Genomic DNA, 13582 nt, shown 5'->3' on the forward strand with positions numbered 1-13582 from the left:
GGCGAATCGACTGGTGTTCGTCGGTCGAGACACCGGCTTCCAGGCCAATGCTGTCGTCGCTCAACAAAGGTTCCAGATCTATGGTCTTTCGTTTGCTCACATCACCTCCCCACCAGATACGGATATGGATTGCCCGGTGACTGCCGCCGCGCCCGCGCTGCACAGCCAGGCCACGGCATCCGCCACTTCTTGCGGCTGCACCAGGCGATTTTGCGGATTCGATTGCGTGAACGCGGCACGCGCCTCGGCTTCGCTGCGGCCGGTTTTCTGCATCACCTTGTGTATGCTTTGCGTCATGATTTCGGTCTCGGTGTAGCCCGGGCACACGGCGTTGACGGTGATGCCTTTGCGTGCCACCTCCAGCGCCAGCGAACGCGTCAAACCGATCACGCCGTGTTTGGCCGCCACATAGGCCGCCACATAGGGGTAGCCACGTTGGCCCGCCGTGCTGGCCACATTCACCACGCGGCCCCAGCCGGCTTCCAGCATGCCCGGCAGCGCGGCCTGCGTGCACAAAAAAGTGCCGGTGAGGTTGACGTTCAACATCTGCTGCCACAGCGCCAGCGAGGTTTTGCCAAACGGCGCACTCTCGGCCTGGCCAGCGTTGTTCACCAACACCGCCACCGGGCCGCGTGCGGCGCAGGCCTGGGCAAAGGCTTTTTGAACCGCAGCTTCATCGCCCACATCCACCGCCACAGCGCCATGCCGCTCAGCACCCGGCAACTGGGTGATCAAGCTTTGCAGCGGCTCCAAGCGCCGCCCCATCAGGCTCACGCTTGCGCCCAACGCGGCCAGCGTTTGCACAATGGCCGCGCCAATGCCCTGCCCGGCACCGGTCACAACCACGTGCTTGCCCATCAGCGGCAATGCGCTCTCTACGCTCATGCCGGCTCCTTCACTTGCGGCGCGGCGGCTTGAGCTTTCTCACGCGCGAAGTTGCTTTCCATCTGCGTTTTGCCCGACACATATGGCTTGGGCCAGGCCACGGCGGTGTAGCCAATCTTGGCGGCTTCGGTCAACGTCCAGGCCGGGTTGGCCAGATGGGGGCGCGCCACGGCGCACAGGTCGGCACGGCCGGCGGCGATGATGCTGTTGACGTGGTCGGCCTCAGAGATGGCACCCACGGCGATGGTGGCAATGCCGGCTTCGTTGCGCACGCGGTCGGCAAACGGCGTCTGGAACATGCGGCCATACACCGGCTTTTCTTTTTTGCTGACCTGGCCCGAAGAACAGTCGATCAAGTCGGCACCGGCCGCCTTGAAGGCGCGTGCAATCAATACCGCGTCGTCCGGCGTGATGCCGCCCTCCACCCAGTCATGCGCCGAGATACGCACTGACATGGGCCGCTCTTGCGGCCACACTTCGCGCAGCGCGCGGAACACTTCCAGCGGGTAGCGCAGACGGTTTTCCAGGCTGCCGCCATAGGCATCGGTGCGCTGATTGGTCAGCGGCGAAATAAACGACGACAACAGGTAGCCGTGGGCACAGTGCAGCTCCAGCCAATCGACGCCGATCTCGGCCGCGTCTTGCGCACTGCGCACAAACTCGGCTAACACCGTAGCCATCTCGGCCAGCGTGATGGCTTGCGCGGTCTGGCTCACGCCGGGCAGGTATTGCTGGGCGGAGGCCGAGACCAGCGGCCAGTTGCCTTGCACCAGTGGTTGGTCAATACCCTCCCAAGCCAAACGAGTGGAACCCTTGGCGCCGGCGTGGCCCAACTGCATGGCGAACTTGGCGTCGCTGTGTGTGTGGATCCAATCGGCGATACGCTTCCACGCGGCCTTTTGTTCGGCGTTGTAAAGGCCGGGGCAACCGGGGGTGATGCGGCCCTCGGGGCTCACACAGGTCATCTCGGCAAACACCATGGCGGCCCCGCCCACGGCGCGGGCACCGAGGTGCATCAGGTGGTAGTCACCCGCCACACCATCCACGGCGGAGTACTGCGCCATGGGCGATACCACCACGCGGTTCTTCAAAGTCAAGCCACGCACCGTGTAGGGCGTGAACATGGGTGGCGGCGCGGCCTTGTCTGCGGGCACTGGCACACCGGCGCTTTCGGCAAACCAACGCTCGAAGTCGCCCAGCCATTGCGCATCGCGCAGGCGCAGGTTTTCGTGCGAGATGCGTTGCGAACGCGTGAGCATGGAATACATGAACTGCTCGGGCGGCAAGGTGTCGGCGTAACGATGGCCCACCACCTCAAACCACTCCATGGCGTTCCATGCAGCGTTTTGCAGGCGCAGCACGTCGATGTTGCGCGAGGCCTGGTAGTCCTTCAGCACCGCGGGAATACTCTGCGCCGTTGCGCCGTGTTGCTGGAACAGGCGCGTGAGTTCAATCGCATCTTCGATCGCCAGCTTGGTGCCCGAGCCTATGGCGAAGTGCGCCGTGTGCACCGCGTCGCCCATCAGCACCACGTGGCTGTTGCCGTTGTGGAACGACCATTGATCGCACTTGATGCGTTGGAAGTTGATCCAGGCCGAGCCGCGCAAGTGGCGCGCGTTGCTCATCAACGGGTGGCCGCCCAGGTGTTCCTTGAACAGGCCTTCGCAAAAGGCCACCGATGCGTCCACACCCATCTGGTCGAGGCCGTGGGCGCGCCACACTTCCTCGGGCGTTTCCACGATGAAGGTGGTGGTGTTTTCGTCAAACTTGTAGACGTGGGCCTGGAACCAGCCGTGTTCGGTTTTCTCGAAGATGAAGTTGAAGGCGTCGAACTGCTGGTGCGTGCCCAACCAGATGAAGCGGTTCGGCCGCGTCACGATGTCGGGCTTGAAGATGTCGGCATGCGCCTGGCGCACACGCGAGTTGATGCCGTCGCTGGCGATCACCAGGTCGGCTTCAGGAAAGTCCGCATCCGAGGTGGCCTCTTGCTCGAACACCAGGTGCACGCCGAGTTCTTCACAACGCGCCTGCAGAATGTTCAGCAATTTCTTGCGGCCAATGCCCACAAAGCCGTGGCCACCGCTGCGTATGCTGCGCCCCTTGAAACGCAGTTCTATGTCGTCCCAGTGGTTGAAAGCCTGTTCTATGGTGGCGGCGGTTTCGGCATCCCACTGGCGCATGTTCTGCATGGTGGCATCGGAAAACACCACGCCCCAGCCGAAGGTGTCGTATGGCTTGTTGCGCTCCACCACGGTGATGTCGTGGCCGGGATTTTGCTTCTTCATCAGCAGGCCGAAATAAAGGCCTGAGGGTCCGCCGCCGATGCACACAATCTTCATTTGGGCTCCTGGGTCTCGGTGCTCACCGGCGGTTTTGCCAGCCACCGGTCAAGTTTGAAAGTTCAGTTTACGAATAAATAGTTTAGAAGTCAAACATTTACAAACTGAGATTTCAAAGCCAGTTACAAGCGCCCAAGACCATCCACAATATTGGCACTTTAGGCTTATCCAGAAAGCGTCACCAGCTACAAAATTTGAATATTCTGCGTTGACTCACATGCCGCGCCTTCAGCGGCACGCGTCGGCATGCCAGCAAAAGTTCACAGAGTTGTAACTTTGGTTTACCGTGGTGTACGGCAGCTTGCGGTCTAAACTCGCTCCAAGCATTCAAATGATTTGGAGTTCTGACCATGCAACGTCGCACAGCCTCTTACGCAGCCCTGGCCCTTCTGGCCTCCTTGTCCGCTCTTGGCGCCAACTCGGCCTGGGCGCAGGCCAAACCCAAAACACCGGCACCGGCCGCCGCCGCGCCGGCTTCCGCTCCTGCCGCAGCAGCACCGGCCGAAAAGCCTGCTGCCGCAGACCCTGAGGCCACGCAGAAAGCCGTGGCGGCCCAATTGGCCGCCGCCGGCTGGTTGACGCTGCTGGACCAGCGGAACTGGGGTGTGGCCTGGGATGGTGCCTCGCAGCAGTTTCGCTCGGCGGTTCCGATTGGCGCGTGGATGGACGGCATGCCAAAAATGCGCGCTCCTTTTGGCGCATTTATAGAACGTGTACCCACCACCGCCATCTACAACCCCGACAACGGCTTCGTCACCTCTTCGTTCAACTCGAAATTTGCCAACAAGGCGGACTTGGTGGAAACCGTCACCACCATTCAGGATGCCGATGGCAAGTGGCGCGTGACCGGCTACGCCACGCGCTAAACCACACCGGCTCACGCCCACCAGCAGCCGTTTACACAGCAGGCCGGCCGGGTTGGAAAAGGCCTGCTCCCTGCTCTCGACTGGCGCGCCAAAGTGTCCCCACTCCCTCAGCTCACACGTGTGCATACGCGCCGCCTGCGCGAGATTTACCGCTCGGCAGGCTGGCCCTGCCAGGACCTGGTCGAAGTGGAATTGCTGGCGGCGGGCCTGCTCGAGCGCCACACCAACAACAGCGGCCACACCTGGCTACGCGTGAGCGATGCGGGCCTGCAGCAACTGGCCCTGACGCTGGCACAAAACCGTGCGGTGCGCTCCGACCATGAGGCACTGGTGGACATCGTGGCGCGCGAGATGGCGCGGGCCGGGCGCATCGCCTGGCGCGGCTTGAGCCTGCGCACCCAAATACCAGCCCCGACCGACCCCGGCAGCGGCGAGGGTGAGCCCGCCTCACGCTGGGTCATGGCACAACCCGACGTCTTCTCGATCCGCCAGACTTCGGTGGAGGCGTATGCCGAACCGCTGGTGCACGAAATCAAGGTACGCCGTGCCGACCTGCTGAGTGACCTGCGCCAGCCCGGCAAACGGGCCGCCTACCTCAGCCTGGGGGGTGCTTGTTGGTATGTGCTGGGTTTAGACCGCCAGGGCCGCAACATCGGCACGGCCGACGACGTGCCGCCCGAGTGCGGCGTTTTGCTGCTGCAGCAAAATCGCTCGGAACAGCGCCCGGAACACCGCCTCGAAGTGGCGCGCCCAGCACCGCAGCGCCGGGTCGAAAGATTGCCTTTTTCACTGTGGATGGCCTTGGCCAAGGCCACGCCCGCTGCGGCGGCAGATGACGAGGCACAAGGCCGGCTTTAGTGAGCGCTCTTAGCGCCTGTTTAAGCTCTATTGCGGGCCGCGCAAGCGGTGCTGCGGCATGAGATGCAAGGCGTCAAACCCCTGCCAAGGCCGTTAAACATTGCGTTCGCGCTCCTGCTCGCGCAGGCGCCGCACCATATCGTGGTGACGTTGCACCCCTTGCCATTGGCGCACCACCATGACGCGCACATCCTGCGGCAATGCCTGCTGCAGCGCATGGCTGTAGCGCGCCAGGGCAGCCTCTTCGCCACGTTCACATTCAGCCAACATGGCGAGATCACTCAAACCACCCAAGCTGCCACGCACTGCCACCCAGCCACGGTGCAAAGCGCCGAGCGTTGTGCCGCCCTGCGCGACGCTGCCGCCGAAGCGGTCAACTTGCTGCTGTAGTTCGGCAGCCGATGCCGCACACTCCTGGGCGCGCGCGCGGAACATGGACTGCAAGCTGGGTGTCACAGTGTGTTCGGCCACGTCCCGGAAACCCATTTCGCCATCACGCGAGGTTTCCAGCAGGCTGTTGAGCACACGCACCACATCGTCAGCGTTGATGTTTTCACGCGCCAGGGGCTCACCCACGGGCCCATAAGCCAGGCTGGCACGCTCCCAGGCCGCGCGCGCTGCCGGGCGTGCTTCGGGCCAGGTCAAGGGCGAGCCCCCGCGCCAGGCATCCCAATGCAAGCCCAGGTCGGACTCCACACGCTCGAAGCTGCCGGGGTACAGACCCCAACTGGTCCAGCCATATTCGTAGGCCGGGCCGTAGTCGTCATAGCGCCGCCCCACCTGGTAATAAGGCTCTTCCGCATAACGGTCACGCCAGTAGGCGTGCTCTACGGTAGGACGCACGGCCTCGGCCACCGCCTTGCCACCCAAGCCACCTATGGCCGCGCCAGCGATCAAACCCACGGCAGCGCCCACGGGCCCGCCCACGCCACCAATCGCCGCACCGGCCATTGCCCCACCCGTAGCCCCCAGACCGGTGCCTACCGGATGGGCACCCATTTCGTGCGTGATCGGGTCCAGATTCAACTCACGCTCTTCTGCTTTCGCCATGGGAAACTCCTTTAAAAAGTTGCCTCCACATCACCAGCCGCGCCAACGGCGCCACTGCGACAGGGGTCTGGCTTCAGAATGCTTCAGATGGCGCTGCTTGCCTGTCGGTCAGCCGCACACGGCGCTGTAGGCCGCTGCGCACGAAATCAGTGGTGGTGCGGACCGTGGGCCAGGCCGCTGACCACCGTGACCAAGGCAATGCCGGCCAGCAGCCACGCCACCTGGGCGGCCGTTTGTTTTGCGGTCAGGCGTTTCTGCAACTGCGGGATCAAGTCGGCCAGCGCCACATAAATGAAGCTGCTCGACGCCACCACCAGAAAATAGGGCAGCCAGTCGTGCAGCACGTCCAGCAAAGCGTAACCCAGCAGCCCGCCCAGGGCGGTGACGGCGCCGGCCATGGACACCTTAACCAAGGCCGCACGCCGGTTGTTGCCCGAAGCCGAACGCAGCACCACCAGGTCACCCATGTGATGCGGCACCTCGTGCATCAACACGGCAATCGCCGCCACAGCGCCCAGGCGCAAATCGGCAATGAAGGCCGAGGCGATCAACACCCCATCGCCGAAGGCGTGCACGCTGTCGCCGACCAGCACCGACCAACCACCGGCACGCAGCTTGGACGCAGCCTGCTCATGCGTATGGCCGTGGCTGTGAGCATGGCCGTGGTGATGCCCGTGGTGTGACGCGCCTGCGGCATCGGACACCTCGCCCGCGCCGTGATGGTGCTCATGTCCGTGGTGCCACAACTCGGCCTTGTCGAGCAGGAAAAAAAACACCAGGCCCGCCAGCAGGCAGGCGAACAGATTCTGCGGCTCGGCACCACTCTCGAATGCTTCGGGCAACAGGTGCATGAAACCCGTGGCCAGCAAGGCCCCCGCAGCCAGGCTCAGCATGTGCTGTGTGTAGCGCGCCAGAACACCGAAGCTGAGCATCGCCGCCACCCACACACTGCCAATACCAGCACCCAGCGTGCCCAAGATAATCGCTAGCAAAACCATAGCTACCTACGCTCGTTTCCTTTATGGAGAACGGCAAAATTGATAAGAACCCAGTCCTGTGCACGCGTGTCTGCAAGCCCCGCATGGCGCCGCAAAACGTGACAAAGTGCGGAATCTTAGCAAGCCCCTTGCTCTGCGCGCGCACCCGCCAAACACAACCCCGTGTCGCCGCGGGCCGTGAGCGCTCGCAAAACCCGTGCAAACCCATACTGGGCGGGGTTTCAAGCACAGCACTTGCCTGAAAAAGCGCCCCTTTTCCCGCCTGCGCTGCTAGACTTCTCGCATCGCCGCCAGGGTGCCCGCGGCCCCCGTGAAGCCTCCTGCCCCCACGCCTTCAAGCCTATGAGACCGTCTACCGCACCCTTGGTTCTGGCCAGCACTGCCGGAGGTGGCGCCGTTTGGTTGTGGTGGCACATAGACGCTCGCAGCGACTCCCATTCCTGGGTGCACTATGTCTGGCCGCTGCTGGTTCTGCTGGCAGTCATCGGTATCGCCTGGGCCCTGGTGGCGCTCAGCAAGACTTTGGCCATTGCACAGCAGGCGCTGCGCGAAGCCGAGAGTGCCCGCTCTCACTTGCAGGCCGCCATGGAACAACTGCCGGGCCATGGCATTTTTTCCTTGTTCGATGCGCAAGACCGCTTGGTGGTCGTCAGCCCCGGCTACAAAGATCTTTACCCACTGACCGCGGCCTTGATCCGGCCCGGCGTTGCCTTTGCCGAACTGTTGCGCCATGCCGTCAGCAGTGGCGAAGTACTTGAAGCCAAAGGCCGCGAAGAACAGTGGATTCAGGAGCGCCTGCAACACCACCAGAACCCCGGCGGCCCGGTGATGATGGCGCTGCCGGGCGACCGCTGGGTGTTGATAGACGAAAGACGCCTGGCCGACGGCAGCATCGCCGGCCTGCGCACCGACGTGACCGAGAACGTGCGCCGCGAACGCGCGCTGGCGCAGGCGCGCAGCGAAGCCGAACGCGCCCAGGCGCAGCTTTATGAAGCGCTGGAAGCCGTCCCCATAGGGCTGGAACTGTTCGACGAGCAGGACCGCTTGGTCTACTTCAACAAACGCATGGCCGAATGGCGTCCACACTTCAGCTTGGCCGAAGCACGCGGCAAGACCTACGCGGAACTGGTGCGCATGAGCCTGAAGTTCGGCGAACCCGCCGAAGCCATTGGTCGCGAGGAAGAATGGCTGGCCGAACGGCTGCAACGCCGCCGCCGCAACTTCGTCCCCGAGACCCGCCCCTACCCCGATGGCCGCTGGGTACAGGTGCATGAATGCGCCACCGGCTCGGGTTTGTATGTTTGCGTACGACTGGACGTGACCGCCGAGGTGCGCCAACGCGCCTCGCTTGAAGCCGCACGGCAGTCGGCCCAGAAGGCGCGCGAGCTGTTGGTCGACTCCATCGATGCCTTGCCTATAGGCATTGAGGTTTTCGATGTCGACGACCGCTTGGTGCTGCACAACCGCTACCTGCGCCACCTGTACAAACACATAGACATGGTGGGGGACCAGGACGGGCAGACCTTTGGCTCCATGCTCAATACCTCGCTGCGCCTGGGTACCATCAAGGCGGCCATAGGCCGCGAAGCCGAGTGGCGCGCCGACCGATTGGCCAAACGCGGCACACACGGCATCTCGCCGCTGGTGCAGGAATCCACCGATGGACGCTGGATCAATATCTATGAGACCCGTACGCCCCAGGGTTACATCGTCTCGGCGCGCATGGAGATCACCGACATGGTGCGCCAACGCCAGGCCTTGGAACATGCCAATGCCCGCCTGGCCGAACTCTCCAGCACCGACGGCCTGACCGGCATTGCCAACCGGCGCCGCTTCGATGAAATGCTGGAGGCCGAGTGGAAGCGCTGCATGCGCCACAACGAACCGCTGGCGCTGATCATGGTCGACATCGACCACTTCAAACGCTACAACGACCACTACGGCCACGTGGCGGGAGACGAGTGCCTGCGCCAGGTGGCGCAAATTCTGCAGTCCTGCATTCGCCGGGCGGGCGAATTGGTGGCACGTTACGGCGGCGAAGAATTTGTGCTGCTGCTGCCCAGCACCGACCTGATGTTTGCGCGGCAGATGGCGCGCCGCGCCATCGAACAGTTGCACACCGCCGCCCTGCAGCACGCCAATTCGCCCACGGCGCCCCAGGTGACGCTGAGCATGGGCATTGCGAGCGCCATGCCCGACCCTAGCTTCACCGCCGAAGCGCTGATCGAAGCCGCCGACAGTGCGCTCTACCGCGCCAAGAACCATGGGCGCAACCGCGTGGAGTTGGCCAACCTGTTTGGCTCGGTGCCGATGTCGCAGCCCATGCCCTTGTAGCGCAATGCCTGGTACCGAGCAGCGCTAAACCGCCGACGTGCTCAGCGTTGCAGCGGCTGCCGTGTGCCCATCCAGCACCGGCGGCGTGGTCACGATGGAGCGCAGCGGTGGTTCGGCCCGCGTGCTGCACAGGGCCGCCAGATCCGGCTGGGGTCGGCGCAACCCGGCATGGCCTTGAAAGGCCTGTTCCATGGCGTGCGCTGCGCCCAAGACCTGGTGGTCGGCACGAAAGCCGCCGACGATTTGCAGGCCAAAGGGCAGGCCCAGATGGTCGGTGCCGCAGGGCAGCGACAACGCCGGGTGTGTGAGCAAGGTCACCACATAGGTCAGGCCCAGCCAGCGGTAGTAGTTCTCTTGTTTCTCACCGTTGATGGTGTCGGCGTACAACTGCGTCCAGGCAAACGGCGACACCGGTGTGGTCGGCGACAACACCAGGTCGTAGTCGGCAAAGCTGCTTTGGAAACGTTTGATCAAGCGCGTCTGCTCGGCCTGTGCCCAGGCGCTGTCGAGCAGGCTCATCTTCACGCCCATCTCGTAATTGGCGCGCGAGTTGGGCCCCAGGCTTTGTGGGTCGCGCTCGTAGGCGGCATGCATGCCGGCGACAAACGCTTCGGCCCGCAAGACGTCAAAACAGCGGTGCGCCTCACCCAGGTCCAGCTTGATTTCGTCGCAACTGCGGAACATGTGGCGCATGGCAGCGATCTTGCTGCGGAAGCTGGCGCGAATGCCGTCGTCCACGGCGCACACCCCAAAGTCTTCGGTATAGGCCACACGCAGCTGGCTCAGGTCCACGTCCTGCGGCTTCAGAAACGACAGCGGATCAAGCGGATAACTCAGCGGGTCGCCGGCGTGCATGCCAGCCGAGGCAGCCAGTTGCAGGCAGGCGTCGGCCACGGTGCGCCCCATGGGGCCGACCACCGAGATTGGCGTCCAGCCCAGCAACTTGCGCACGCTGGGCACCACGCCGGGCGACGGCCGAAAACCCACCACGCCGCACTTGGCTGCTGGGATACGCAGCGAGCCACCGGTGTCCGAGCCGGTGCACAGCGGCAGCATGTCGCAGGCCAGCGCGGCGGCCGAGCCACCCGACGAACCTCCCGCATTCAGGTTGGGATTGAACGGGTTGCCCGTGGCACCCCACACCGTGTTGCGGCTGTTGGCGCCGGCGCCCATCTCGGGCACGTTGGTCTTGCCCGTCACGATGGCGCCCGCACGGCGCAGCCGGGCCACCAGTTCGATGTCCTCCGTTGGCACATGGTCGCGGTAAATCGCCGAGCCCCAGGTGGTCAGCAGGTCCTTGGTGGGCTCCAGATCCTTAACACCCAGGGGCAGGCCGTGCAGCAGACCCAGCGGCGCACCGGCCATCACCGCACGCTCGGCCGCCTGCGCTTCTATCATGGCGCGCTCGAAACAGGTGGCGGTGACGGCGTTGACGTGCGGGTTCAGCCATTCAATACGCGCGATGCAGGCTTCCAGCAGTTCAACCGGCGAGATCGCCTTGGCGCCTATCATGCGGCGCAGTTCCACGGCCGAGGTTTCAAGCAGATTTGTCATAAGGCTCTTTTGGTTCAATCGGCGACGATGTTGGCGCGCACGGCCAGCGCACGCATCGTGGGCAGTTCACGGTTGATCAGCTCGCTGGTGGCTTTGCCATCACTGAAGGCCGGGTCCATGCCCATGCCGGTGACCTTGGCGCGGGTGTCGGGGTCGGCCATGGCGGCAGCCAGGGCTTTCTCTAGCTTGGCCTTCACTTCCACGGGCAAGCCCTTGGGCGCCGCCAGCACCAGCCAGGTGTCCATGTTGACATCGGGGTAGCCGCTTTCGGCCAGCGTGGGCACATTCGGCAACTGGGCCGAACGCTTGGCCGTGGTCACCGCAATGGCCTTGATCTTGCCGCTTTTGAGCTGCGCCACGGCCGCAGCCACGGTGTCCACCGTGAACGGCACCTGGCCTCCCATCAGGTCGGCCATGGCCGGTGCACTGCCCTTGTAGGGCACGTGTGTCATCTTCAGGCCGGTGGCTTGCAGAATGGTTTCGCCGGCAAACTGCGAGGTGGTGCCGCTGCCGAAGGAGCCATAGGCGTATTTGCCGGGCGAGGCCTTCACGTAGTCGACAAACTGCTTCACGGTTTGCACCGGCACGTCGGCGTTGGCGAGCAGGATCAGGCCGGTGCGCCCGGCGATGCCGATAGGGTCAAAACCTTTGACAGGGTCGTAGGGCAGGTTGTTGCGTATCGCCGGGTTTACCGTGAAGGTGGTGCCGGAGCTGAGCAACAGCGTATAGCCATCCGGCGCCGACTTCGAGACGTAGGCTGCGCCAATGATGGTGCCGGCACCGGCGCGGTTTTCCACCACCACGGGCTGGCCCAGTTCCTGGCCTATCTTCTGCCCTATGACCCGGCCCAGCACATCGGTGGCGCCACCGGGCGGGAACGGGATCACCAGGGAAATCGGCCGCGTTGGAAATGCGGCGTCAGCCAGGGCCGGCGCGGTGGCAACAAGACAACCGGCCAAGGCCAGCAGTGAGGTAAGGGCTGCGGAGACTTTCATGGAGATTTCCCAGGCTAGACACAAAAACGCAATCAAAAACGTGTACCCAAAACAGGTAGTGCAATCCTAGGTGTCGCCATAAAATGCAACAAGCTCAATATTTCGACTAGATGATTGCCGATTCGGCAATCTACATTCACCCCATTCTTTGAAAGAGCCGCCAGCATGCGCAGCCAGGTACTGCAGGAAACCGCCGTGCGTTACTTCCTCGAAGTGGTCAAGACCGGCTCCATCAAGGATGCGGCGCTGCGGCTCAACGTGGCCCCTTCTGCGGTAAGCCGCCAGGTGGCGCGGCTGGAGAGTGAGCTCGACACACTGCTGTTCGAGCGCCGCGCGCGCGGCATGATTCCTAACGCTGCGGGTGAATTGCTGGCGGCACACGCCAAGCGCACGCAGCAGGACATTGAGCGCGTGAGCGGCGACATCTCGGCCCTGCGTGGCCTGCGCAACGGCCATGTGCGCGTGATCAGCACCGAGGGTTTTGCCTTCGACTTCATCCCCACGCTGATTGCCCAGTTTCGCGAGAAGTACACCGGCATCCAGTTTCACCTGGAGGTTTGCCCGCAGAACGAGGTGGCGCGCCAGGTACGCGATGGCGAAGCCGACGTGGGCATTACCCTGAGTGCGGTGCCCGAGCCGGGCATCAACCAGGCACTGCGCCACCCCAGCCCGGTGCTGGCGGTCATGGCCAACGACCACCCGCTGGCCGGCCAGCGCCAGCTCTCGCTGGCCCAGGTGGTGGCCTATCCGTTGGCGCTGCCGCCCAAAAACAGTTCGGTACGCCAGCTACTCGACATCAGTTGCAGCCGCCAGGGTCTGCACTACAACGTGGCCATGACCAGCAACCATGCCGACGCGCTGGTGAGCTTTGTCTCCACCGGTGGCGGCAACGGCAGCATTGCGTTCTACGGCGAGCTGTCGCTGCGCACGCGGCTACAGAGGCAGTCGCTGGTGGCTATCGCCTTGCGCGACCGCGAGATGAACGAGCGCTATTTGGAGGTGCAGACACGCGCCAGCCGCGTGTTGCCCGACGCGGGCCGGGCCTTCGTGCAGTTCCTGACCGATGCCATCCGCACTGGGGGCTAAATTGCGATGAATTGCGATTACGGCAATCCAGCCTTCGAAACTCGATTGGCCACGCATGTGCTGCGCTTTGCACGCGCGGGCACAATTCTTCGTCGAACCACTGTCATCACCGTCCCCACTTTCACATACCTGCCATTGCTCTATGAAATCTACTGAAATCGTCGTCCTGGGTGCTGGCATGGTGGGTGTGAGCACGGCGCTGGCGCTGCAGCAGCGCGGCCACGCCGTCACCTTGGTGGACCGCAAGCTTGCGGGGCGCGAGACGTCTTACGGCAACGCCGGGCTGATCCAACGCGAAGCCGTAGAACCCTACGCGTTCCCGCGCAGCCTGGCGAAGATTGTGGAAGTGGCACTCGGCCGTGGCAACGACGTGCACTACCACCTGAACGCCATGGGCGATCTGCTGCCGAAGCTGGCACGTTACTGGAACGCCTCGGCGCCGCAAAACTACATACACGTGGCGGCCGCTTACAGCCGCCTGATCGAACACTGCATCAGCGAACACCAGGGCCTGATTGCCGCTGCCGACGCGGGCGGCCTGGTCACCAAGGGTGGCTGGCGCGAGATTTACCGCTCGGCCTCGGCCTTCGAAGCCGCTGCAGCCGACGCCCGCCGCG

11 protein-coding genes are annotated in these 13582 nt (G+C 63.7%); 5 read left to right on the top strand and 6 right to left on the bottom strand.

Annotated features, from left to right (window positions below; translation table 11 throughout):
• Nucleotides 1-96 precede the first annotated feature (96 nt).
• Both ACFQ95_RS25675 and ACFQ95_RS25680 read right to left on the bottom strand, forming a co-directional pair.
• Nucleotides 97-885 (bottom strand): SDR family NAD(P)-dependent oxidoreductase, encoded by a 789-nt coding sequence (locus tag ACFQ95_RS25675; RefSeq protein ID WP_422835766.1) that lies wholly within the window; start codon nt 883-885, stop codon nt 97-99.
• The gene (locus ACFQ95_RS25680; RefSeq protein ID WP_422835768.1) at nt 882-3224 is read right to left on the bottom strand and encodes a bifunctional salicylyl-CoA 5-hydroxylase/oxidoreductase; all 2343 of its coding nucleotides are present in this window, start codon (nt 3222-3224) and stop codon (nt 882-884) included. Before ACFQ95_RS25680 ends, ACFQ95_RS25675 begins: the two co-directional genes overlap by 4 nt.
• Before the next feature lie 350 nt (nt 3225-3574).
• Here ACFQ95_RS25680 and ACFQ95_RS25685 point away from each other — a divergent pair, with 350 nt between their 5' ends.
• Together ACFQ95_RS25685 and ACFQ95_RS25690 are read left to right on the top strand one after the other, a co-directional pair.
• Nucleotides 3575-4090 carry a DUF4019 domain-containing protein gene (locus ACFQ95_RS25685; RefSeq protein WP_422835770.1) on the top strand — a complete coding sequence of 172 codons (516 nt, stop codon included), beginning with the start codon at nt 3575-3577 and terminating at the stop codon, nt 4088-4090.
• Between the two features lie 93 nt (nt 4091-4183).
• Nucleotides 4184-4948 carry a hypothetical protein gene (locus ACFQ95_RS25690; RefSeq protein WP_422835772.1) on the top strand — a complete coding sequence of 255 codons (765 nt, stop codon included), beginning with the start codon at nt 4184-4186 and terminating at the stop codon, nt 4946-4948.
• A gap of 93 nt (nt 4949-5041) precedes the next feature.
• Here ACFQ95_RS25690 and ACFQ95_RS25695 read toward each other — a convergent pair whose 3' ends face one another.
• Entirely contained in the window at nt 5042-5998 is a 957-nt protein-coding gene (locus ACFQ95_RS25695; protein WP_422835774.1) for a PA2169 family four-helix-bundle protein, read from the bottom strand.
• A gap of 146 nt (nt 5999-6144) precedes the next feature.
• Entirely contained in the window at nt 6145-6996 is an 852-nt protein-coding gene (locus tag ACFQ95_RS25700; protein WP_422835776.1) for a ZIP family metal transporter, read from the bottom strand.
• Nucleotides 6997-7338: 342 nt separating this feature from the next.
• Here ACFQ95_RS25700 and ACFQ95_RS25705 point away from each other — a divergent pair, with 342 nt between their 5' ends.
• On the top strand, nt 7339-9330 hold the full coding sequence (locus tag ACFQ95_RS25705; protein ID WP_422835778.1) for a diguanylate cyclase domain-containing protein: 1992 nt from the start codon (nt 7339-7341) through the stop codon (nt 9328-9330).
• A gap of 24 nt (nt 9331-9354) precedes the next feature.
• Here ACFQ95_RS25705 and ACFQ95_RS25710 read toward each other — a convergent pair whose 3' ends face one another.
• The gene (locus tag ACFQ95_RS25710; RefSeq protein WP_422835779.1) at nt 9355-10884 is read right to left on the bottom strand and encodes an amidase; all 1530 of its coding nucleotides are present in this window, start codon (nt 10882-10884) and stop codon (nt 9355-9357) included.
• A 14-nt stretch (nt 10885-10898) separates the two neighbouring features.
• On the bottom strand, nt 10899-11879 hold the full coding sequence (locus ACFQ95_RS25715; RefSeq protein WP_422835781.1) for a Bug family tripartite tricarboxylate transporter substrate binding protein: 981 nt from the start codon (nt 11877-11879) through the stop codon (nt 10899-10901).
• Between the two features lie 165 nt (nt 11880-12044).
• Between ACFQ95_RS25715 and ACFQ95_RS25720 the strand changes: the two genes are divergently transcribed.
• Both ACFQ95_RS25720 and ACFQ95_RS25725 read left to right on the top strand, forming a co-directional pair.
• Nucleotides 12045-12965, top strand: coding sequence for a LysR family transcriptional regulator (locus ACFQ95_RS25720; RefSeq protein ID WP_422835783.1), 921 nt, complete (start codon nt 12045-12047; stop codon nt 12963-12965).
• 142 nt (nt 12966-13107) lie between these two features.
• Nucleotides 13108-13582, top strand: a 475-nt coding sequence (locus ACFQ95_RS25725; protein ID WP_422835785.1) for an FAD-dependent oxidoreductase, incomplete at its 3' end; no start/stop codon positions are given.

Source organism: Variovorax sp. HJSM1_2 (assembly GCF_049316285.1).
Classification (GTDB): Bacteria; Pseudomonadota; Gammaproteobacteria; order Burkholderiales; family Burkholderiaceae_C; genus Rhodoferax_B.

Bases quoted from the DNA above. Each gene is read 5' to 3' on its own strand.
- ACFQ95_RS25675 (WP_422835766.1), bottom strand. From the start codon at position 885: ATGAGCGTAGAGAGCGCATTGCCGCTGATGGGCAAGCACGTGGTTGTG.
- ACFQ95_RS25680 (WP_422835768.1), bottom strand. From the start codon at position 3,224: ATGAAGATTGTGTGCATCGGCGGCGGACCCTCAGGCCTTTATTTCGGC.
- ACFQ95_RS25685 (WP_422835770.1), top strand. From the start codon at position 3,575: ATGCAACGTCGCACAGCCTCTTACGCAGCCCTGGCCCTTCTGGCCTCC.
- ACFQ95_RS25695 (WP_422835774.1), bottom strand. From the start codon at position 5,998: ATGGCGAAAGCAGAAGAGCGTGAGTTGAATCTGGACCCGATCACGCAC.
- ACFQ95_RS25700 (WP_422835776.1), bottom strand. From the start codon at position 6,996: ATGGTTTTGCTAGCGATTATCTTGGGCACGCTGGGTGCTGGTATTGGC.
- ACFQ95_RS25705 (WP_422835778.1), top strand. From the start codon at position 7,339: ATGAGACCGTCTACCGCACCCTTGGTTCTGGCCAGCACTGCCGGAGGT.
- ACFQ95_RS25710 (WP_422835779.1), bottom strand. From the start codon at position 10,884: ATGACAAATCTGCTTGAAACCTCGGCCGTGGAACTGCGCCGCATGATA.
- ACFQ95_RS25715 (WP_422835781.1), bottom strand. From the start codon at position 11,879: ATGAAAGTCTCCGCAGCCCTTACCTCACTGCTGGCCTTGGCCGGTTGT.
- ACFQ95_RS25720 (WP_422835783.1), top strand. From the start codon at position 12,045: ATGCGCAGCCAGGTACTGCAGGAAACCGCCGTGCGTTACTTCCTCGAA.